14 protein-coding genes and 1 tRNA gene are annotated in these 18,879 nt (G+C 72.6%); 13 read left to right on the top strand and 2 right to left on the bottom strand.

Annotated features, from left to right (window positions below):
- Nucleotides 1-219: 219 nt before the first annotated feature.
- From ACFY0P_RS10945 to ACFY0P_RS10965, 5 genes are all read left to right on the top strand, one after another.
- On the top strand, nt 220-1,698 hold the full coding sequence (locus tag ACFY0P_RS10945; RefSeq protein WP_388909727.1) for a S1C family serine protease: 1,479 nt from the start codon (nt 220-222) through the stop codon (nt 1,696-1,698).
- Nucleotides 1,699-1,758: 60 nt separating this feature from the next.
- Nucleotides 1,759-1,843 (top strand) — tRNA-Ser (locus tag ACFY0P_RS10950).
- A gap of 183 nt (nt 1,844-2,026) precedes the next feature.
- Nucleotides 2,027-3,055, top strand: coding sequence for an SDR family oxidoreductase (locus ACFY0P_RS10955; protein WP_388909730.1), 1,029 nt, complete (start codon nt 2,027-2,029; stop codon nt 3,053-3,055).
- 10 nt (nt 3,056-3,065) lie between these two features.
- Nucleotides 3,066-3,881 (top strand): helix-turn-helix domain-containing protein, encoded by an 816-nt coding sequence (locus tag ACFY0P_RS10960; protein ID WP_388909733.1) that lies wholly within the window; start codon nt 3,066-3,068, stop codon nt 3,879-3,881.
- A 359-nt stretch (nt 3,882-4,240) separates the two neighbouring features.
- Nucleotides 4,241-5,179 carry a GNAT family N-acetyltransferase gene (locus tag ACFY0P_RS10965; protein WP_388909736.1) on the top strand — a complete coding sequence of 313 codons (939 nt, stop codon included), beginning with the start codon at nt 4,241-4,243 and terminating at the stop codon, nt 5,177-5,179.
- Nucleotides 5,180-5,277: 98 nt separating this feature from the next.
- Here the strand turns inward: ACFY0P_RS10965 and ACFY0P_RS10970 are convergent, their stop codons facing one another.
- Nucleotides 5,278-6,153, bottom strand: a complete 876-nt coding sequence (locus tag ACFY0P_RS10970; RefSeq protein WP_388909739.1) for a bifunctional DNA primase/polymerase — start codon at nt 6,151-6,153, stop codon at nt 5,278-5,280.
- Between the two features lie 361 nt (nt 6,154-6,514).
- Here ACFY0P_RS10970 and ACFY0P_RS10975 point away from each other — a divergent pair, with 361 nt between their 5' ends.
- The 8 genes from ACFY0P_RS10975 to ACFY0P_RS11010 all read left to right on the top strand — a co-directional run bounded on the left by ACFY0P_RS10975 (nt 6,515) and on the right by ACFY0P_RS11010 (nt 14,460).
- On the top strand, nt 6,515-6,832 hold the full coding sequence (locus tag ACFY0P_RS10975) for a hypothetical protein (protein ID WP_388909742.1): 318 nt from the start codon (nt 6,515-6,517) through the stop codon (nt 6,830-6,832).
- A 388-nt stretch (nt 6,833-7,220) separates the two neighbouring features.
- Complete coding sequence (locus ACFY0P_RS10980) at nt 7,221-8,396, top strand: acyl-CoA dehydrogenase family protein (RefSeq protein WP_388909745.1); 1,176 nt, start codon at nt 7,221-7,223, stop codon at nt 8,394-8,396.
- Nucleotides 8,371-9,294, top strand: coding sequence for a bifunctional MaoC family dehydratase N-terminal/OB-fold nucleic acid binding domain-containing protein (locus ACFY0P_RS10985; RefSeq protein WP_388909748.1), 924 nt, complete (start codon nt 8,371-8,373; stop codon nt 9,292-9,294). Before ACFY0P_RS10980 ends, ACFY0P_RS10985 begins: the two co-directional genes overlap by 26 nt.
- A 1-nt stretch (nt 9,295) precedes the next feature.
- Nucleotides 9,296-10,321, top strand: a complete 1,026-nt coding sequence (locus ACFY0P_RS10990; RefSeq protein WP_388909751.1) for an acyl-CoA dehydrogenase family protein — start codon at nt 9,296-9,298, stop codon at nt 10,319-10,321.
- A complete protein-coding gene (locus ACFY0P_RS10995; protein ID WP_388909754.1) occupies nt 10,311-10,760 on the top strand; it encodes a MaoC family dehydratase in 450 nt (149 codons plus the stop codon). Before ACFY0P_RS10990 ends, ACFY0P_RS10995 begins: the two co-directional genes overlap by 11 nt.
- Entirely contained in the window at nt 10,757-11,923 is a 1,167-nt protein-coding gene (locus ACFY0P_RS11000; RefSeq protein ID WP_388909756.1) for a lipid-transfer protein, read from the top strand. The genes ACFY0P_RS10995 and ACFY0P_RS11000 overlap by 4 nt, the downstream gene beginning before the upstream one ends.
- A 171-nt stretch (nt 11,924-12,094) precedes the next feature.
- Entirely contained in the window at nt 12,095-12,664 is a 570-nt protein-coding gene (locus ACFY0P_RS11005) for a SigE family RNA polymerase sigma factor (RefSeq protein WP_388909759.1), read from the top strand.
- Between the two features lie 140 nt (nt 12,665-12,804).
- Nucleotides 12,805-14,460, top strand: a complete 1,656-nt coding sequence (locus ACFY0P_RS11010) for a long-chain fatty acid--CoA ligase (RefSeq protein WP_388909762.1) — start codon at nt 12,805-12,807, stop codon at nt 14,458-14,460.
- A gap of 131 nt (nt 14,461-14,591) precedes the next feature.
- Here the strand turns inward: ACFY0P_RS11010 and ACFY0P_RS11015 are convergent, their stop codons facing one another.
- Nucleotides 14,592-18,677: a PAS domain-containing protein gene (locus ACFY0P_RS11015; protein WP_388909765.1), complete on the bottom strand. Its 4,086-nt coding sequence runs from the start codon at nt 18,675-18,677 to the stop codon at nt 14,592-14,594.
- Nucleotides 18,678-18,879 lie beyond the last annotated feature (202 nt).

An 18,879-nucleotide genomic window follows, 5' to 3' on the forward strand; every position in this document is an offset into this window, starting at 1 on the left:
TCACGGATGCCGGTAAAGAGAACTTTTGTCGGACAAGCACTATATAAAGGTTGTCCGTGTACCCACAGCCACCGCTTATGGTGCTCTGACGGCCTGTGGGAAAAGCTGACGGCATACAAAAGCACATGCACAGCTGAATCGCGCCGGACCGACAGCAAGCGTGAAAGAGCGTGACCGAGTGCGACCGAGAAGAAAAGCCGTGGACCGAGGAGAGAAGCTGTGAGCACCGAGAACGAGGGCAATCCGGTACCCCCGGCCCCGTCCGCACCTCCCGTGCCGCCGTCGTCTCCCGCTGCCTCGCCGCAGGCAGCCACGTCCGACGGCGGGGAAGCGCCGACCGCCCCGATCCCGCCGGCGTCCCAGGGCGCGCCCGGCGCGTCCGCGGGCGACCCCTACGGGACCGCACCGCAGGCCCCCGACGCCTCCTGGCCGCCCCCGCCCCCCGCGACCCCCTCCTACGCGGACCCGGGCGCGGGCGCCGGCGCGGCCTGGGGCTCGTCGTACGACCAGCAGCACCAGCAGTACCAGCAGTACCAGCCCTTCCAGCAGCCGCAGCCCGCGCCGAAGAAGGGCAGCGGGCGCGGCGGTCTGATCGCCGCCGTCCTGGTGGCCGCGCTGGTCGCGGGCGGCCTCGGCGGCGGCCTCGGCTACACGCTGGCGAAGAACAACGACGACAGCGGCTCCACGACCATCTCCGCGTCCTCCAGCGGCGGCGCCACCCAGGTCAAGCGCGCCGCCGGCACGATCGCGGCGGTCGCCCAGAACGCGCTGCCCAGCACGGTCACCATCGAGTCCGAGGGCACCAACGGCGAGGGTGGCACCGGCACCGGCTTCGTCTTCGACAAGCAGGGCCACATCATCACCAACAACCACGTGGTCGCGGACTCCCTCGACGGCGGCAAGCTGACCGCGACGTTCCCGGACGGCAAGAAGTACGACGCCGAGGTCGTCGGCCACGCCCAGGGCTACGACGTCGCGGTGATCAAGCTCAAGAACCCGCCGAGGGATCTGAAGCCGCTCGCCCTGGGCGACTCCGACAAGGTGGCCGTCGGCGACGAGACGATCGCGATCGGCGCCCCCTTCGGCCTGTCCAACACGGTCACCACGGGCATCATCAGCGCCAAGAACCGCCCGGTCGCCTCCAGCGACGGCAGCTCCACCAGCAAGGCGTCCTACATGAGCGCCCTGCAGACCGACGCCTCCATCAACCCCGGCAACTCCGGCGGCCCGCTGCTCGACGCCTCCGGCGCGGTGATCGGCATCAACTCCGCGATCCAGTCCGCCTCCAGCGGCGGCCTGGGCAGCACCGGGCAGTCGGGCTCGATCGGCCTCGGCTTCGCCATCCCGATCAACCAGGCCAAGTACGTGGCCCAGCAGCTGATCAAGACCGGCAAGCCGGTCTACGCCAAGATCGGCGCGTCGGTGTCGCTGGATGACGGCACCTCCGGCGCGCAGATCACCGACTCCGGCTCGGGCGGCTCCGCCGCGGTGGAGTCGGGCGGCCCCGCGGACAAGGCCGGCCTCAAGCCCGGCGACGTCATCACCAAGCTGGACGGCACGGTGATCGACAGCGGCCCGACCCTGATCGGGGAGATCTGGACCCACAAGCCCGGCGACAAGGTCGAGATCACCTACAAGCGGGACGGCAGCGAACACACGGTCACCGTCACCCTCGGCTCCCGCATCGGCGACAACTGACCCGCACCCGCCCGCGCGAACCGGTTACTCTGTTCCCCGCGCCGATCTCCGTCGGCGCGGGGTGGGTTGCCCGAGCGGCCTAAGGGAACGGTCTTGAAAACCGTCGTGGCGCGAGTCACCGTGGGTTCAAATCCCACACCCACCGCGTGACGTTCACGGCCCCTGACCAGGTGAGACGGTCGGGGGCCGTTGGCGTGTGGGGTCCCTTCGAACCGAACCTTGAGCATGTGCATCGAAACTCGAGGGGCAGCGTCGCCGAGCCTGTCCCTGGGAGTACTGGTATCGGGGAGATCTGGAACGGGTCGGTCCGGCTGCCCACCATGAAGGTATGGCACATGTACTCGTCACGGGCGGAACCGGGTTTCTGGGTTCCCACACGATCGCGCAGCTCCTGACCGCCGGGCACACCGTCACGACCACGGTGCGCTCCCTGGCACGGCGGTCCGACGTCGAGCGGATGCTCAAGGTGGCAGGATCCCCGAACGCGGACGGCGTCTCCTATGTGGAGGCGGATCTGACCTCTGACGGGGGCTGGGACCGGGCCGTGGCGGGAGTCGACTACGTCCTGCACGTGGCATCGCCGTTTCCCGGAGCGCGGCCGAAGAACGAGGACGAGGTGATCGTCCCCGCCCGTGACGGGGCCCTGCGGGTCCTGCGCGCCGCCCGGGAGGCGGGTGTCCGTCGCACCGTGCTGACCTCCTCCTTCGCGGCGGTGGGCTACGGGCATGGCCAGACCGGACAGATGTTCAGCGAGGACGACTGGACGCAGACCGACGGGCCGGGGGTCTCCGCGTACGTCAAGTCCAAGGCGGTGGCCGAACGGGCTGCCTGGGACTTCGTCGACAGCGAGGGCGACGGCCTGGAGCTGACGGTCGTCAACCCGGTGGGAATCTTCGGGCCGGTCCTCGGACCGGACTACTCCGCGTCGATCCGGATCATCCACGCGATGCTGACCGGCGGAATGCGGGCCGCACCTCCGATCTGGACCAACACGGTGGACGTCCGAGACGCGGCCGACCTTCACCTCCGTGCCATGACCGCGCCTCAGGCGGCCGGGCAGCGGTATCTGGCGCTCGCGGGCGAGCCGATCTCCTTCCACCACATCGCCCTGGCGTTGCGCGAACGGCTGGGCGAGGACGCCGCCAAGGCCCCCACGGGCTCGGCCCCCGCCTGGCTGCTGCGCCTGCTGGCCACGATCAACCCGGCGCTGCGTGAGACGCTGCCGCAGCTGGGCGTGGTGCGCCGCGCCTCCAACGCGAAGGCCCGCAAGGCGCTGGACTGGTCCCCCCGGTCCAACGAGGACGCCGTCGTGGCCACCGCGGAGAGCCTGGTCCGCCTCGGACTGGTGAACGGCTAGCGTCAAGAGCATGGCGCACGAGACGGCCGACACCCTCGGCGAGTTCCTGCGGGCCCGGCGCGGACAGATCAGCCCCCACCAGGTCGGGCTGCCCGCCGGCGAGCGGCGCCGGGTCCCCGGACTGCGACGCGAAGAGGTCGCCCAGCTCGCCGGGATCAGCCCCGAGTACTACCTGCGCCTGGAACAGGGCCGCAACCTCAACCCCTCCGACCACATCCTGACCGCCCTGGCCAACGCCCTCCAGCTCGACGAGGACGCCGTCGCCTACCTGCACCGCCTCGCCCACCCCGCCCCGCCCACCCGCAGGCCGCGCAGCCGCGCCCGTACGAACCAGGGCGACCTGCAACCACTGCTGGACAGCTGGCCGCAGACCCCCGCCTACGCCCAGGGGCCCAGCGGACGGGTCGTCGCCGCGAACCGGCTGGCCGTGCTCCTGTGCCCCTTCTTCGCCGTCGGCCACAACCCGCTGCGGGCTGCCTTCCTCGAACCCGAGATGCGCGGCCTCTATCCGCAGTGGGACGACATGACCGCGAAGGCCGTCTCCGGACTACGCGCCACGATCGACGTCGACGAGGCCGACCCGGAGCTACTGGAGACCATCGGCGAACTCACCGTCGCCAGCGAGCGGTTCCGTACCCTGTGGACCCGCCGCGAGGTCCGCCGCCGCGACACCGGCCTCACCCGGCTCGTCCATCCGCTCGTCGGCGAACTCGACCTGCACTACGAGAAGATGGTGCGCCCGCAGGCCCGCCAACTGATCGTCGTCTACTACGCCGACCAGGGCTCCACCAGCGCCGAGCGCCTGGCACTTCTCAGCAGCCTCTGACGACGTGCGAGGACGGCGAACCCCGCGGCGCACCGGGGCTCGTGGCACAGCAGCAGGCGCATGGTCACGGACACGGCTTCCACTCCGTGGCACGTCTGATCGTGGCGCGGAATCCGACGCGCTTCGGTGCGGGGACCCGGGCGACTGCGGTGAATCTGCGGCAGTGGCGAACGGAGGGCGCAGTACCGAACGGAGGGCGCAGTACCGAACGGAGGGCGAGGAGTGCGCTGCCGCGTGCGAAGTCACCGGCGTTCCCGCCACAGAATGCTTCATCTCGGTTGGCTGAAACGGGTGTTCGCGCGTCACTTCGCCCGGCGGGATCCGACTGCCCGCGCGGCGGGAGTGGTAAAGCATCGGGCATGCGCTCATCCGACTGGTACCTGACCCACGACGTCGACGAATTCCTCGCCAGGGCCGGGAAGTTCCTGCGCTCTCGTCCCGGCCCGCACGTCATGCAGTCGACGTGGGCGGAGAGGGTGCGGGCGCGGGGGGCCGCGGCGTTCGGCACCGACGTTCCCGTCTTCGGGCTCCTGGAGCGGGACGGCGAGGTCCACGCCACCTTCTACCGCCTTCCACCGCGGGGGTTCGGCCTCTCCCCGCTCACGCCCGAGCAGGCCGACTCCCTCGCCGACCGTCTGGCCGACCTCGGGGACTCCCTTCCCTCCGTCAGCGCGGACCACGGCACGGCCACCGCTTTCGCCGAGGCCTGGCAGCGGCGCACCGGCGCGACGCCGAGACTCCGTGACACGCGGCTGTGCCTGTACCGCCTCGGCACGCTCACGCCACCGGACCCGCTGCCGGCGGGCCGGGGCCGCGTCCTGGGTGAGCAGGATCTGGAGGAAACCATGTTCTGGTGCGCCGAGTTCGCCAAGGCCGTCGGGGAGGACGTCGCCATCGACGCCGGCACCTGGGCCGGCACGCGCTTCGCCGACAAGACCTACACGCTCTGGGAGACCCCGGACGGCACTCCCGTCTCCGTCGCGGGCCTGAACCCGCTGATCGGCGGCCAGATCCAGGTGGACGTCGTCTACACCCCCGCCCACCTGCGCGGTCGCGGTTACGCGGGGGCCGTGGCGGCGGAGGTGAGCCGGGCCGCGCTGGCCGCGGGCGCGCGGGACGTCGTCCTGTTCGCGGACCTGTCCAACCCCACCAGCAACGCCCTCTACCAGCGCCTCGGATACGTCCGGCTCAGTGACTGGTCCGGGTACGACTTCGTGACGGCCGCTCCGGAAAGCGGTACCGGTACCGGCACCGGCACCGGTTCCAGTACTGGCACCGGTACCGGCACCAGTGGTTGAACGCTGCGGGATCAGCCGTGGAGCCAGTCGTTGATCCGCTTCTCCCACTTCCTGTCGTCCGTCGTCTCCATGATCTCGCGGCGGTCGATGGGTGATTTTCAGGGGCGGCGGCCGGTCATGCGGGCCGCCGACGCGATCGTGGCGCGGGCTTCCTGTTCCGTCAGGCCCGTGTGGACCGCCGCGTCGATCAGCGGGGCCCGCAGGGCCCGGCCGATGCCGTTCTCGTAGGCGCGGCAGGCCGCCCAGAAGAGGCGGGTGTTGCGCTGGCCCTCGTGGGCGGAGAGGACGAACTGGACCAGGCCCTGCCCGCGGTTGCCGACCGAGGGGTGGGTCGAGGGATGCGGTGGACGGGGCGGCGGGAGCAGGAGGCGGAGAAGGGCCGGGGGACAGGGCGCGGGCACCAGGTGCTCGGTGCCGGGGGCGGTGGCGTAGACGCCGTGGTCGGTGCGGGAGCCGGGGCCGACCAGGTAGCCGCCGGCGCCCCGGATGTCGATGCCGGGGGCGAGCCGGCCGGCCGAGTTGGGGACGACGGCGTCCGGCGGTCCGGTCAGCCAGAGGTGGCGGCCGCCGCTCGGGGTGAGGACGACGACCGTCGGCGGGATGGTGAACAGGTGCCGCAGGGCCAGCTCGCGCAGGGCGGCCGTGGAGTCCGTCCCGCACTTCACGTCGAGGTCGACGCCGATGAGGCGGTGCGGGGGCAGCCCGCAGGCGATGCCGTAGCCGGACGCCCACGGCGCCGCGGCGAACAGCTCGCGGATGCGGGTCGGGTCGGTGGTCGCGTCGTACACCCCGTGGCCGGGGCGGCCGCACTCGCCGTGGCAGGGCGGCAGCGCGGGTTCCGGGTCGTGGCGGTGCGGGGAGCGCACGGCCGGGAGTTTCGTGCGGGACAGGGGGATGACGGCCAGGCCGCGCTCGGCGGCTGACAGGGCGTGTGCGAGGGCCAGCGTCGTGGCCTGCCGATCGGTGGTGGCCATGCCTCCATGTTCGTACGTGCGTTCGAAAAAGGGAAGAGGGGGCCGGTGTGACACGCCGAGGGCGGCGACTTGGTCGCGGATCGCGGCCGGAACGGTTTTTCCCTTGGCGGGCTTGATGGGGGTTGATGTCCCGAGTGGTCACGACTGGGGTGGGAGTCGACCAAAGGTGGTGAAAGGGGTTTATCGACTTGTCATCACGCTTGAGGGCGAATAACGGCTTCCGGGGTGGTTCGCCGGGGATTCGGTGGGCAACTCTGGTCTCGCGACGTCGATGACACCCACCGAGGCGGTCGGCCAACTGCCCCGGAACAAGCCTTACTTGACGTACTTCCGGCACAGCCGGGCTCTGAGAGGAAACAACATGGCAAGCATCCGTACCGCCCGCGTTCTCGCCGCCGTCTCCGCCCTCCCGCTCGCCGCCGCCCTCTTCACCGGTGTAGCGGCCGCGGACAACGGTGCGATCGCGGACGACGGATCGAGCGCCAACGTCGGCACGGCCGGCATCATCGGCAGCGGGGTCGGTCACGACAACAACGGCAACTCCTCCACCACCCAGCAGAACGCGGTGGGCAACGGCGCCTCGAACCAGAGCAACACCGCTCAGGTCAAGGGCTCCGTGTGGACCGCGATCCAGCAGGGCAACGACAACGTCGCCGTCCACTTCACCCAGCTGTGGTAAGCCCCGCCTGAGCCCTGGTGGGGTGTGGTCTGTGGGGATGGGCAGTGCGTTCGCGCGGCGGTGCTTCGGCACCGCCGCGCAGGCGTTTCCGGCCCCCTCTGTCGCCCCTTCCGCCGCCGCCTCTGCCGTCCCCTCCGCCGGTCCTTCTGCCGTCCCCTCCGCCCGTCCTTCTGCCGTCCCTTCGGTCGTCCCCTCCGCCCGTCCTTCTGCCGTCCCTTCGGTCGTCCCCTCCGCCCGTCCTTCTGTCGCCCCTTCGGCCGTCCCCTCCGTCGGCCCTTCTGCCGGTCCTTCTGCCGTCCCCTCCGCCGTCCCTTCTGTCGTCCGCCCACCCTCCCGCCGGCCCGTTCGACCTTGACAGTGAGCCTTATCTGACGGACAGTCAGAAACCATGCATCTGGCCCCCACCGAACGCCAGCAGCGGCTGCGTGCCGAACTCCGCGCATACTTCCGGTCCTTGATCCCGTCCCCGGCTCCCGAAGACCCTGCCGAACGCCGTGCCCTGCTGCGCCGCATCGGCGCGGACGGCCTGCTCGGCCTCGGCTGGCCCGTCGAGTACGGCGGTCAAGGGCGGGGCGCCGACGAGCAGTTCGTGTTCTTCGACGAGGCGTACCGGGCCGGCGCCCCCGTCTCGATGGTCACCCTGAACACGGTCGGGCCGACACTGATGAAGTACGGCAGCGCGGAGCAGAAGGCCCGCTTCCTGCCCGGCATCCTCCGCGGCGACCTCGTCTTCGCCATCGGCTACAGCGAACCCTCGGCCGGCACCGACCTGGCCGCGCTGCGCACCCGGGCGGTACGGGACGGCGACGGCTGGCGGATCGACGGGCAGAAGATCTTCACCTCGGGCGCCCAGCACGCCGACTGGATCTGGCTGGCCTGCCGCACCGACCCGGAGGCGCCCAGACACCGCGGCATCTCGATCATCCTGGTGCCCACGGACGCGCCCGGGTTCTCCTGGACGCCGATCGAGACGGTGGGCGGCCAGGTCACGACGGCGACGTACTACGACGGGGTCCGCGTCCCCGCCGGCAACCTGGTCGGCACCGAGCACGAGGGCTGGTCGCTCATCACCAACCAGCTCAACCACGAGCGGGTCGCCCTCGCCGCGACCGGCATGCAGGCCGAGGACTTCTACGCGGCCGCGCTCACCGCCGCCCGCACCCCCGATCCAGTGACCGGGCGGCGCCGCGTTGACGAGCCGTGGATTCGTCTCCGGCTGGCCGAGGCGCATGCCCGGCTGGCGGCGAACCGCCTGCTCAGCTGGCGTTTGGTAGGGGATGCGGGGGCGGGCCGGGTGGCCCCCGCGGAGGCCAGCGGGGTGAAGTTCGCGGGAACGGAATCGGCAGTCGCGACGTATCGCATGTGTCAGGAGATCGTCGGCGAGGCGGCATTGGTCCGGTCCGGCTCGCCGGGGGCGTTCGGGGACGGCGAGCTGGAGCGGCTCAACAGGGCGGCGCAGATCAACACGTTCGGGGGCGGGGTGAGCGAGGTGCAGCGGGAGATCGTCGCGACGATGCGGCTCGGGATGCGGAGGGGCGGTGGCCGTGACCGGGGCGAGCGATGAGCTGGGGGCGCGGCTCAAGGTCTACGAGGGGCAGCCGGCCGCCCGCGCCGGCACCGGCAAGGACCCGGTCAACCTGCCCATGATCCGGCACTGGTGCGAGGCGATGGGCGACACCAGTCCGGCGTACGAGGGGCCGGACGCCGTCGCGCCGCCCACCATGCTCCAGGCCTGGACGATGGGCGGCCTCTCGGGCCACACGTCCCGCACGGGCGCGTACGACGAGATGCTCACCCTCCTCGACGAGGCGGGGTGCACCTCGATCGTCGCCACCGACTGCGAGCAGGAGTACCTCAGGCCCCTGCGGCCGGGCGACGAGGTCGCCTTCGACACGGTGATCGAGTCGGTGTCCGACCGGAAGACCACCAAGCTGGGCACCGGCTACTTCGTCACCACCCGCACGGACGTCCGCGTCGGGGACGACCTCGTCGGCACCCACCGTTTCCGCGTCCTCAAGTACGCGCCGGGCGGCCGGGAACGCAAGCGGCCGCCGCGCCCCCGCCCGGTGGTCAACCGGGACAACGGCGGTTTCTGGGAGGGCGTGGCCGAGGGGCGCCTCCTGGTCCAGCGGTGCGCGGACTGCGGCACCCTGCGCCACCCCTGGCTGCCGGGCTGCAACGCCTGCGGCTGTCTCGACTGGGACACGGTCGAGTCGTCCGGCGAGGGCACGGTCTGTTCGTACGTCGTGATGCACCACCCGCCCTTCCCGGCCTTCGACCCTCCCTACGCGGTCGGCCTGATCGAGCTCGCCGAGGGCGTGCGGATGGTGAGCAACGTGGTGGGGGTGCCGTACGACAAGGTGCGGATCGGGCTGCCGGTACGGGTGGAGTTCCGCCGGTACGACGACGAAGGCGGGGCGTTGACCCTGCCCGTCTTCCGCGTCCTCGGCGGGGAGGTCTGACATGGACTTCACGCCCACCGAGGCCCAGGTCGAGGCCCGTGGCCTGGCCGCCAGGATCTTCGCCGACCTCGCCACCCACGAGCGGCTGCGGGCGGCCGGCACGGGCAGCGACCCGGAGTTGTGGAAGGCGCTGTGCGCGGCCGGACTGGTGGCCGCGGTGGAGGAGCTGGGCCTGCTGGGCCTGGTGCTCCTCCTGGAGGAGCAGGGGCGTACCACGGCCCAGGTGCCGTACGCGGCGAGCTGTGTGTACGGGCAGCTGGCGATCGCCACGCACGGCACGGACGAACAGCGGGAGCGGCTGCTGCCGGGGATCGGGGACGGGTCGGTGGTGGTGACCGGGGCGTTCCCCGCGCAGCCGGGGGTACGGCCCTCCGCGCGGGGCGGGCTGAGCGGCGCCGTCCCCGTCGTCCCGTGGCTGCGGGACGCCACGCACGTCCTGGTCGCGGACGCCGGCCGGCGGCTGTGGCTGGTGCCGCTCGGCGAGGGCACCCGCACCCAGGAGGTCGAGCTGACCGCACCCTGGGCGGCGGGGCGCCTCACGCTCGACGAGGCCCCCGCCGAGACCCTGGGCGGCGAGGACGCCTGCCCCGACGTCCTGGCCACCGCCCGCACCGCCTTCGCCGGTCTTCAGGCGGGCGTCTGCGCGGGCTCCCTCGCCCGGGCCGTGGCCCACACCAACACCCGCGAGCAGTTCGGGCGCCCGCTCGCCACCAGGCAGGCCGTCCAACTCCGTGCGGCCGACGCCCACATGGACACCGAGGCGATACGGGTGACGGCGTACGAGGCGGCCTGGCGGCGGGACGCCGGGCTGCCGTACGCCACGCACGCGCTGACCGCGGCCTGGTGGGCGTCCGAGGCCGGGCAGCGGGTCGTGCACACGGGCCAGCACCTGCACGGCGGTGCGGGCGCCGACGTCGAGCATCCGGTGCACCGGCACTTCCTGTGGGGCAGGCAACTGGACGCGTATCTGGGCAGCGGGGGCGAAGTGCTCCAGGAGCTGGGGGAGTTGATCGCGAGTGGGAGTTGAGACGACACGGCCGGGTGTGGGCACCGCGCTGCCGCCGCTGGAGATCCCGATCACGCGGACGCTGATCGTGGCCGGGGCGATCGCGTCCCGGGACTACCAGGACGTGCACCACGACGCCGAACTGGCCCGGCAGAAGGGCTCGCCGGACATCTTCATGAACATCCTGACGACGAACGGCCTGGTCGGCCGGTACATCACCGACTACTTCGGCCCGACGGCCGAGCTCCGCAAGGTCGCCATCCGGCTAGGCGCGCCCAACTACCCCGGTGACACCATGGTGCTGACCGGCAGGATCGAGGAGCTGGACGACGCGACGCGCATGGCGACGATCCGGGTGGTCGGCGCCAACGGCATCGGTAACCACGTGACCGGCACGGTGACCGTCGAACTCACCGGGCGCCTGGTGACCGTCACTGTGACCGACGAGGCGGACTCATGAGCGTGCGGGGCCGGGACTCGCTCGGCGGGCGGGCGGCGGTCGTGGGGATCGGGGCGACCGAGTTCTCCAAGGACTCGGGGCGCAGCGAGCTGCGGCTGGCGGCGGAGGCGGTGCGGGCCGCGCTGGACGACGCGGGGCTGTCCCCGGCCGACGTGGACGGGATGGTGACGTTCACGATGGACACCAGCCCGGAGATCACCGTGGCCCAGGCCTGCGGGATCGGCGAGCTGTCCTTCTTCTCCCGCGTCCACTACGGCGGCGGCGCGGCCTGCGCGACCGTCCAGCAGGCGGCACTGGCGATCGCCGCCGGGGTAGCCGAGGTGGTGGTCTGCTACCGCGCCTTCAACGAGAGATCGGGCCGCCGCTTCGGCTCGGGGGTGCAGCACCGGGAGCCGTCGGCGGAGGGGGCGGCGCTCGGCTGGGTGCTGCCGTTCGGGCTGCTCACCCCGGCCTCCTGGGTGGCGATGGCGGCGCAGCGCTACCTGCACACGTACGGGCTGACCCCCGAGGCGTTCGGGCACGTGGCGGTGACCGACCGCAGGTACGCGGCGACCAACCCGGCCGCCTACTTCCACGGCCGTCCCATCACCCTCGCGGACCACGCCGCCTCCCGCTGGATCGTCGAGCCGCTCCGTCTGCTGGACTGCTGCCAGGAGACGGACGGCGGGCAGGCCCTCGTCGTCACGTCGGTGGAGCGGGCGCGCGACCTGCCGCATCCGCCGGCTGTGATCGCGGCGGCCGCGCAGGGCGCCGGCCGGGCCCAGGAGCAGATGACCAGCTTCTACCGGGACGACCTGACCGGGCTGCCGGAGATGGGCGTGGTGGCCCGCCAGCTGTGGCGGACCAGCGGACTCGCCCCGGCCGACATCGACGTGGGGATCCTGTACGACCACTTCACCCCGTTCGTGCTGATGCAGCTGGAGGAGTTCGGGTTCTGCGGGCGGGGGGAGGCGGCGGACTTCGTGGCCGAGGCGCGGCTGCCGCTGAACACGCACGGAGGGCAGCTCGGGGAGGCGTACCTGCACGGGATGAACGGGGTGGCGGAGGGGGTGCGCCAGCTGCGCGGCACGGCCGTGAACCCGGTACCGGGGGCGGACCGGATCCTGGTGACGGCGGGCACGGGCGTACCGACGTCCGGGCTGGTCCTGACCTCGGACGGGTGAGGTCGCGCCCCCTGGTGTCCTCCCCCCTCAGGGGTAAACCCGCAGGAGTTCCGCACCCGGTACTCCACCTTCAGGAGGTGTAGGCAGCCCCACCCCTACAACCTGAGGGGGAGTCTGCTTCGGGACCTGCGGCCGATCCGCCGTGACACCGCCCGCTCATAGCGTGGAGCCATGACCACACCCGTCTGCACCAGCGCTTCGGACGCCGCTGTCTCGGTGAGGCAGACCCGCGCACACACCCGACCGTACCCGTCGTTCGCGTCGTACGTCAGGGCCCGCCAGCCCGTCCTGCTGCGCACCGCCCGGTCGCTGACCGCGAACCCGAGCGACGCCGAGGACCTCCTGCAGACCGCGCTCGCCAAGACGTACGTGGCCTGGGAGCGGATCGAGGACCACCGGGCCCTCGACGGCTATGTGCGCCGGGCCCTGCTCAACACGCGGACCTCGCAGTGGCGCAAGCGCCGGGTCGACGAGTTCGCCTGCGACGAGATGCCCGAGCCCGAGCCGGTGCCCGGCGAGGACGACCCGGCCGAACGGCAGGCACTGCACGACGCGATGTGGCGGGCCGTCATGAGACTCCCGGCCCGGCAGCGGGCGATGGTCGTGCTGCGGTACTACGAGGACCTGAGCGAGGTGCAGACGGCCGAGGTGCTCGGGGTGTCGGTGGGCACGGTGAAGTCGGCCGTGTCGCGTGCGCTCGGCAAGCTGCGCGAGGACCCTGAGCTGGACCTCGCCCGTTAGCGGCCGGGACGCCCGGAGCGTTCGAAGCGTCCGAACAGGCTTTGTTGGCTTTCTCCTAGTGACATACCGCCTGGTATGTGAGCAGAATCAGCGCAGCCCCTTCACCACCGAGTAGGCAATGTCGCCCCCGGGAGGACGCCGTGCTGAGCACCATGCAGGACGTACCGCTGCTGATCTCCAGGATCCTGACCCACGGGTCGAGGATTCACGGCGCATCACAGGTGATCACCTGGACCGGTGAGGGCGAGTCGCACCGCCGCAGCTTCGCCGAGATCGGTGACCGCGCCGCCCAGTTGGCGCACGCCCTGCGGGACGACCTCGGGGTCCGGGGCGACGACCGTGTGGCCACCCTGATGTGGAACAACGCGGAACACACCGAGGCGTACTTCGCGATCCCCTCCATGGGCGCGGTCCTGCACACCCTCAACCTCCGCCTGCCCGCCGAGCAGCTGGTCTGGATCGTCAACCACGCCGCCGACCGCGTCGTCGTCGTCAACGGCTCGCTGATCCCGATGATCGCGCCGCTGCTGTCCAAGCTGCCGACCGTCGAGCACATCGTCGTCTCCGGTCCCGGCGACCGGTCGCCGCTCGCCGGTGCCACCGCGCAGGTGCACGAGTACGAGGAACTGATCGCGGACAAGCCGAAGACGTTCGACTGGCCGGAGATCGACGAACGCCAGGCCGCCGCCATGTGCTACACCTCCGGCACCACCGGCGACCCCAAGGGCGTGGTGTACAGCCACCGTTCGATCTACCTGCACTCCATGCAGGTCAACATGGCCCAGTCGATGGGCCTGACCGACCAGGACACCTCGCTGGTCGTCGTGCCGCAGTTCCACGTCAACGCCTGGGGCCTGCCGCACGCCACCTTCATGACCGGCGTCAACCTGCTGATGCCGGACCGGTTCCTCCAGCCCGGCCCGCTCGCCGAGATGATCGAGCGAGAGCGCCCCACGCACGCGGCCGCGGTCCCCACCATCTGGCAGGGCCTGCTCGGCGAGCTCACCGCCCGCCCCCGGGACGTCTCCTCCCTCACCCAGGTCACCATCGGCGGCGCCGCCTGCCCGCCCTCCCTCATGACGGCCTTCGACAAGCTGGGCATGCGGGTCTGCCACGCCTGGGGCATGACCGAGACCTCCCCGCTCGGCACGATCGCCCGCCCGCCGGCCCATGTGGTGGGCACCGAGGAGGAGTTCGCGTACCGCCTCACCCAGGGCCGTTTCCCGGCGAGCGTCGAGGCCCGGCTCAGCGGCCCCGGCGGCGAGCGCCTCCCCTGGGACGGCGAGTCGGCGGGCGAGCTGGAGGTGCGCGGCCCCTGGATCGCGGGCGCCTACTACAACGGCCCCGACGCCGAACCCCTGCGCCCCGACGACAAGTTCAGCGAGGACGGCTGGCTGAAGACCGGCGACGTCGGCACCATCTCCCCCGACGGCTTCCTCACCCTCACCGACCGGGCGAAGGACGTCATCAAGTCCGGCGGCGAGTGGATCTCCTCGGTGGAACTGGAGAACGCGCTGATGTCCCACCCGGACGTCGCCGAGGCCGCGGTGGTGGCCGTCCCCGACGACAAGTGGGGTGAGCGCCCGCTGGCCACGGTCGTCCTGCGGGAGGGCTCCACGGCCACCTTCGAGACCCTGCGCATCTTCCTCGCCGAGGAGGGCAAGATCGCCAAGTGGCAGCTCCCCGAACGCTGGACGGTGATCGAGGCGGTGCCGAAGACGAGCGTGGGCAAGTTCGACAAGAAGGTGCTCAGGAGGCAGTACGCCGACGGTCAGCTGGACGTCACCAGTCTCTGAACGGGGTTCGGTCCACGGCGGGGAACTGCCGTCGGTCGGCCGCGGGTTCGTCGTGGCTGGTCGCGCAGTTCCTCCCCCAGCCTTCGGCCGGGAGCACCCCCAGCGCCCCTTTCGGGGCGCTTCCGTGAGCCCTAGTTCGTACCGATCCGGGCCAGCAGATCCACGATGCGGCTCTGCACCTCGGAACTCGTCGACCGCTCCGCCAGGAACAGCACCGTCTCACCGGACGCCAGCCTCGGCAGGTCCGCCTGGTCGACGGCCGCCGTGTAGACGACCAGCGGCGTCCGGTTCAGCTGCCCGTTCGCCCGCAGCCAGTCGATGATCCCGGCCTGCCGGCGGTGCACCTGCATCAGGTCCATCACCACCAGGTTCGGCCGCAGCTGCCCGGCCAGCGTCACCGCGTCCGCGTCGCTCGCCGCCCGCGCCACCTGCATCCCGCGCCGCTCCAGCGTCGAGGTCAGCGCGAGCGCGATCTCCGCGTGCTCCTCGATCAGCAGCACCCGCGGCGGATGCTGCTCGCTGTCCCGGGGCGCGAGCGCCTTCAGGAGTACGGCGGGATCCGCGCCGTACGCCGCCTCGCGCGTCGCCTGTCCCAGCCCGGCCGTGACCATCACCGGCACCTCGGCCGCCACCGCGGCCTGCCGCAGCGACTGCAGCGCGGTCCGGGTGATCGGCCCGGTCAGCGGGTCCACGAACAGCGCCGCCGGGAACGCGGCGATCTGCGCGTCGACCTCCTCACGGGAGTTCACGATCACCGGCCGGTAGCCGCGGTCGCTCAGCTCCTGCTGGGTGGTGACGTCCGGCGCGGGCCACACCAGCAGCCGGCGCGGGTTGTCCAGCGGCTCCGGGGGCAGTTCGTCGTCCATCGGCTGCGGACGCGGCGGGTCCGCGACCTCGACCGCCCCGCCCGGACCGTCCAGCGGCTCCGGGCCCTCGGCGGCGTTCACGTCCGGTGCGCCTATCGCGTACGACCGTCCGCCGCCCTCGGTGGCCCCCGCCAGCCGGGACTGCCCGGCCAGCGACGGCTGCGGCAGCGGCTGCCCGGCGACCGGCTGTTCGGCCGGATGCGGGCGGGCCGCCTGCGCGGACTGTGCGGACTGTTGGGTCCCCGGCTGCTCGGCGGAGGCACCCGGGTCGGGGCGCGTGCCCAGCTTGCGGCGCCGCCCGTTGCCGCCCGGCTGGTGCGGGGGCGGGGTCGCCGTCGGCTGCTGCACCTGTGCGGCCTGCCGTGAGAACGGCACCCCCTGCCCGAGCGTCCGCACACTGAACGCCCGGCCCTGGGTGGAGTCCGGGTCGACCGGCGCCGGTGTTGGAGTCGCCGCGGCGGCCTCGGCGGGCAACGGCTGGGCGGCACGTGCCGATTGGGCGGCGGGGGTGTCGTCGGCGCCCGGCCACTGCTGCGGTACGGGCGCCACCGGCGTGGCCTCCGCCGGAAGCGGCTGGGCGGGAACCGGGACGGCTTCAGCGGCCGGGGCGGGCTGCCCGGGGGCCACCGGAGCGGCGCCCTGCGGTTGTGGCTGGTTCTGCGCCGGTACGGCCACGCCTGGCAGCGCCTGCGGGACCGGAAGGCCGGGCTGGCCCTGACCCGCCGCAACGGGCTGCTGTCCGCCGGCCGCCGGGCCGACGGGGATACCGGCCGGCGCGGCGACCTGGGCCGCCGGCCCGGCCTGCACCGGGATGCCCTGAGGCTGTCCGGCCTGCACCGGGACGCCCTGGGGCTGCACCGGCTGTCCGGGAGCGGCCGCCTGCGCGGGCACCGTCGGTACGGCCGCGGCGGCCGGGGTGTCCTCGGCCGGCGGCTGGCCCACCGCCCGCCGCCGACGGCCGGTCGGCGCGCTGGTGGGGTGCGGCTGCGGCGGGGTGTGGTCCTCGGCCTGGTCGTGCCCCACGGCGTCGTGCCGGCCCTCGTCGCCCACCGCCTCGACGGCCTCGACCGGATCGGGGGCGCGGTCGGCCTCGGCGGGCGGCAGCGCGAAGACCGGGCGCGGGCCCGCCTGCTGCTGCTCGGCCCGCTCGGCCGCGGCGGCCAGCGCACGGCGCCGGCGTCCGCCGGACTGGCTCTCGTCGGCGGCAGGCCCGGACGGCGCCGAGGGCAGCGCGGGCGGCAGCGCCTGCGGCTCGTCGGGCTCACGCCGGGCGCGCCGCCCCGACGCCGGCACGGGCACGCCCTGCGGCGGAACGGTGCCGCCCAGCCCCGTACCCGAGGCGGCCGCCCCGGCGCCCTGCTCGGCGGCCGTCATCACGGCACCTTCGGAGACCCCCGCGTCGCCGTCGGCCGGGCGCCCGCGCCGCCGTCCGGTACCGCCGGACGCCGACTCCGCGCTCTCGATCGCGGCGGGCCCGCTCTCCGGGCCGGCCGCCTCGGCGGCGCGCCTGCGCCGCCGCCCGGTCGGCGCGACCGGGGCGTCGCCCTCGCCGCCCGCCTCGCCGGGAACGTCACTCTCCAGGAAGGCGTCCACGGAGGACCGCCGGGCCCGCCGCCGCCCGCCGGCACCGGTCTCCTCGGCGGCCGGGACGATGGCCACCTCGGTACCGGGCGGCGGGGGCACCGCTCCGGCGCCGCCCCCGATCGGCACCTCCAGCACGAACGCGCTGCCGCTCATGCCCGGCACCTCATGGGTCTGCAGCACCCCGCCGTGGGCCCGCACGATCCCGCGCACGATCGGCTCGTGCACCGGGTCTCCCCCGGCGTACGGCCCGCGCACCTCGATCCGGACGACCTCGCCGCGCTGCGCCGCCGCGACCACCACGGTGTTGTCCATGTAGCCGCCCGCGGAGACCGGCGCGTTGCCGGTCGCGTCGACTCCTGCCACGTCCGCGATGAGATGCGCGAGGGCGACGGCGAGGCGCTGCGGATCCACCTCGGCCTCGATGGGCGGCGCGTGCACGGCGAACTGCACCCGCCCGGGTCCGATCAGCTCCACCGCCCCGTCCACACCGGCGGCGACGACGGCGTCGAGCATGACCTTCGTGCGGTTGATGTCCTCCGACCCCGCGTCCAGCCGCTGGTAGCCGAGGACGTTGTCGATGAGCTGGGTGATCCGCGAGTAACCGGCCGAGAGATGGTGGAGCACCTGGTTGGCCTCGGGCCACAGCTGCCCGGCGTCGTCGGCGGCGAGCGCGGCCAGCTCCCGGCGCAGCTCGTCGAGGGGGCCGCGCAGCGACTGCGCGAGCAGCGTCAGCAGCTGCTCGTGGCGCCCGGAGAGGGCCTCGTACCGGTCCTTCTCGCGCTCGCCGAGGGCCGCGTACCGGTCCTCGCCGGCCGCCAGTTCCTCGGCGTGCCGTTCGAGCAGCTCCTCGACCTCGGTGACGTGCTTCTGGCGCAGCGCGGTCAGGTCGGAGGCGTGCTCCTCGGAGAGCCGCTCCAGCTCGTCGGCGTGCGCCTTCTCCTGGGCCGTCTTCTCGTCGACGACGGAGTCGTACGGCCGCCGGTCGGTGAACGTCATCACGGCGCCGACCAGCTGGTCGCCGTCGCGCACCGGCGCGGTCGTCAGGTCGACCGGCACCTTCTTGTCGCCCTTGGCCCACAGCACCTGCCCGCGTACCCGGTGCTTGCGCCCGGAACGCAGGGTGTCGGCGAGCGGCGACTCGGCGTACGGGAAGGGGGAGCCGTCGGCACGCGAGTGCAGCACGAGGTTGTGCAGCTCCTTGCCGCCGAGCTCACCGGCCCGGTACCCCAGTATCTGAGCGGCGGCCGGGTTCACGAGGACGATCCGCCCGTCGGTGTCCGTCCCTACGACGCCCTCGCTCGCCGCCCGCAGGATCATCTCGGTCTGCCGCTGCGAGCGGGCCAGCTCGGCCTCGGTGTCGACGGTGCCGGTCAGGTCGCGGACGACGAGCATCAGCAGCTCGTCGCCGCTGTAGCCGTAACCGTCGTAAGCCTGCTGCCCGTTCTCCAGGTTGGCGCTGGTGACCTCGACCGGGAACTCGGTGCCGTCGGTGCGCCGCGCGATCATCCGCGTCGGCTTCGTCCGGCCACGCGGATCCATGTGATCGGGCCGCCGCATCGAGCCCGGGATCAGCCGGGAGTCGAACTGCGGGAGCAGATCGAGCAGCCCGCGTCCCACCAGCGCGGTGCCCGGGGCCTCGAAGGCCTCCAGGGCGATGGTGTTCGCGTTGACGACGGTGCCGTTGGCGTTGACCAGCACCAACGCATCCGGCAGCGCGTCCAGTATGGCTGCGAGGCGAGCAGCGCCTCGGGATGGCCTGCTGCTCACGAGACGCTTCCTCCCTGTTACCGCACCTTGCCGACCGCTCGGGCCATCTTGCCAACCGGCCCGCGGCGTGTCACGCGAGGGAGTCTAAAGGCACCGGTTGCGCTCGCGACGCCGGATGAGAGGGAGGTCGCACGACGAAGTGACGGCGAACATGTGACCGACAGGGCTCACCTCCGCCATCCCTTCGCGGGACTTTTACGGA

The organism is Streptomyces sp. NPDC001714, from assembly GCF_042892755.1.
Taxonomy (GTDB): Bacteria; Actinomycetota; Actinomycetes; order Streptomycetales; family Streptomycetaceae; genus Streptomyces.

Excerpts from the sequence above, each read along its gene's own strand:
- ACFY0P_RS10955 (WP_388909730.1), top strand. The coding sequence starts at position 2,027 with ATGGCACATGTACTCGTCACGGGCGGAACCGGGTTTCTGGGTTCCCAC.
- ACFY0P_RS10960 (WP_388909733.1), top strand. The coding sequence starts at position 3,066 with ATGGCGCACGAGACGGCCGACACCCTCGGCGAGTTCCTGCGGGCCCGG.
- ACFY0P_RS10965 (WP_388909736.1), top strand. The coding sequence starts at position 4,241 with ATGCGCTCATCCGACTGGTACCTGACCCACGACGTCGACGAATTCCTC.
- ACFY0P_RS10970 (WP_388909739.1), bottom strand. The coding sequence starts at position 6,153 with ATGGCCACCACCGATCGGCAGGCCACGACGCTGGCCCTCGCACACGCC.
- ACFY0P_RS10975 (WP_388909742.1), top strand. The coding sequence starts at position 6,515 with ATGGCAAGCATCCGTACCGCCCGCGTTCTCGCCGCCGTCTCCGCCCTC.
- ACFY0P_RS10980 (WP_388909745.1), top strand. The coding sequence starts at position 7,221 with ATGCATCTGGCCCCCACCGAACGCCAGCAGCGGCTGCGTGCCGAACTC.
- ACFY0P_RS10990 (WP_388909751.1), top strand. The coding sequence starts at position 9,296 with ATGGACTTCACGCCCACCGAGGCCCAGGTCGAGGCCCGTGGCCTGGCC.
- ACFY0P_RS11000 (WP_388909756.1), top strand. The coding sequence starts at position 10,757 with ATGAGCGTGCGGGGCCGGGACTCGCTCGGCGGGCGGGCGGCGGTCGTG.
- ACFY0P_RS11005 (WP_388909759.1), top strand. The coding sequence starts at position 12,095 with ATGACCACACCCGTCTGCACCAGCGCTTCGGACGCCGCTGTCTCGGTG.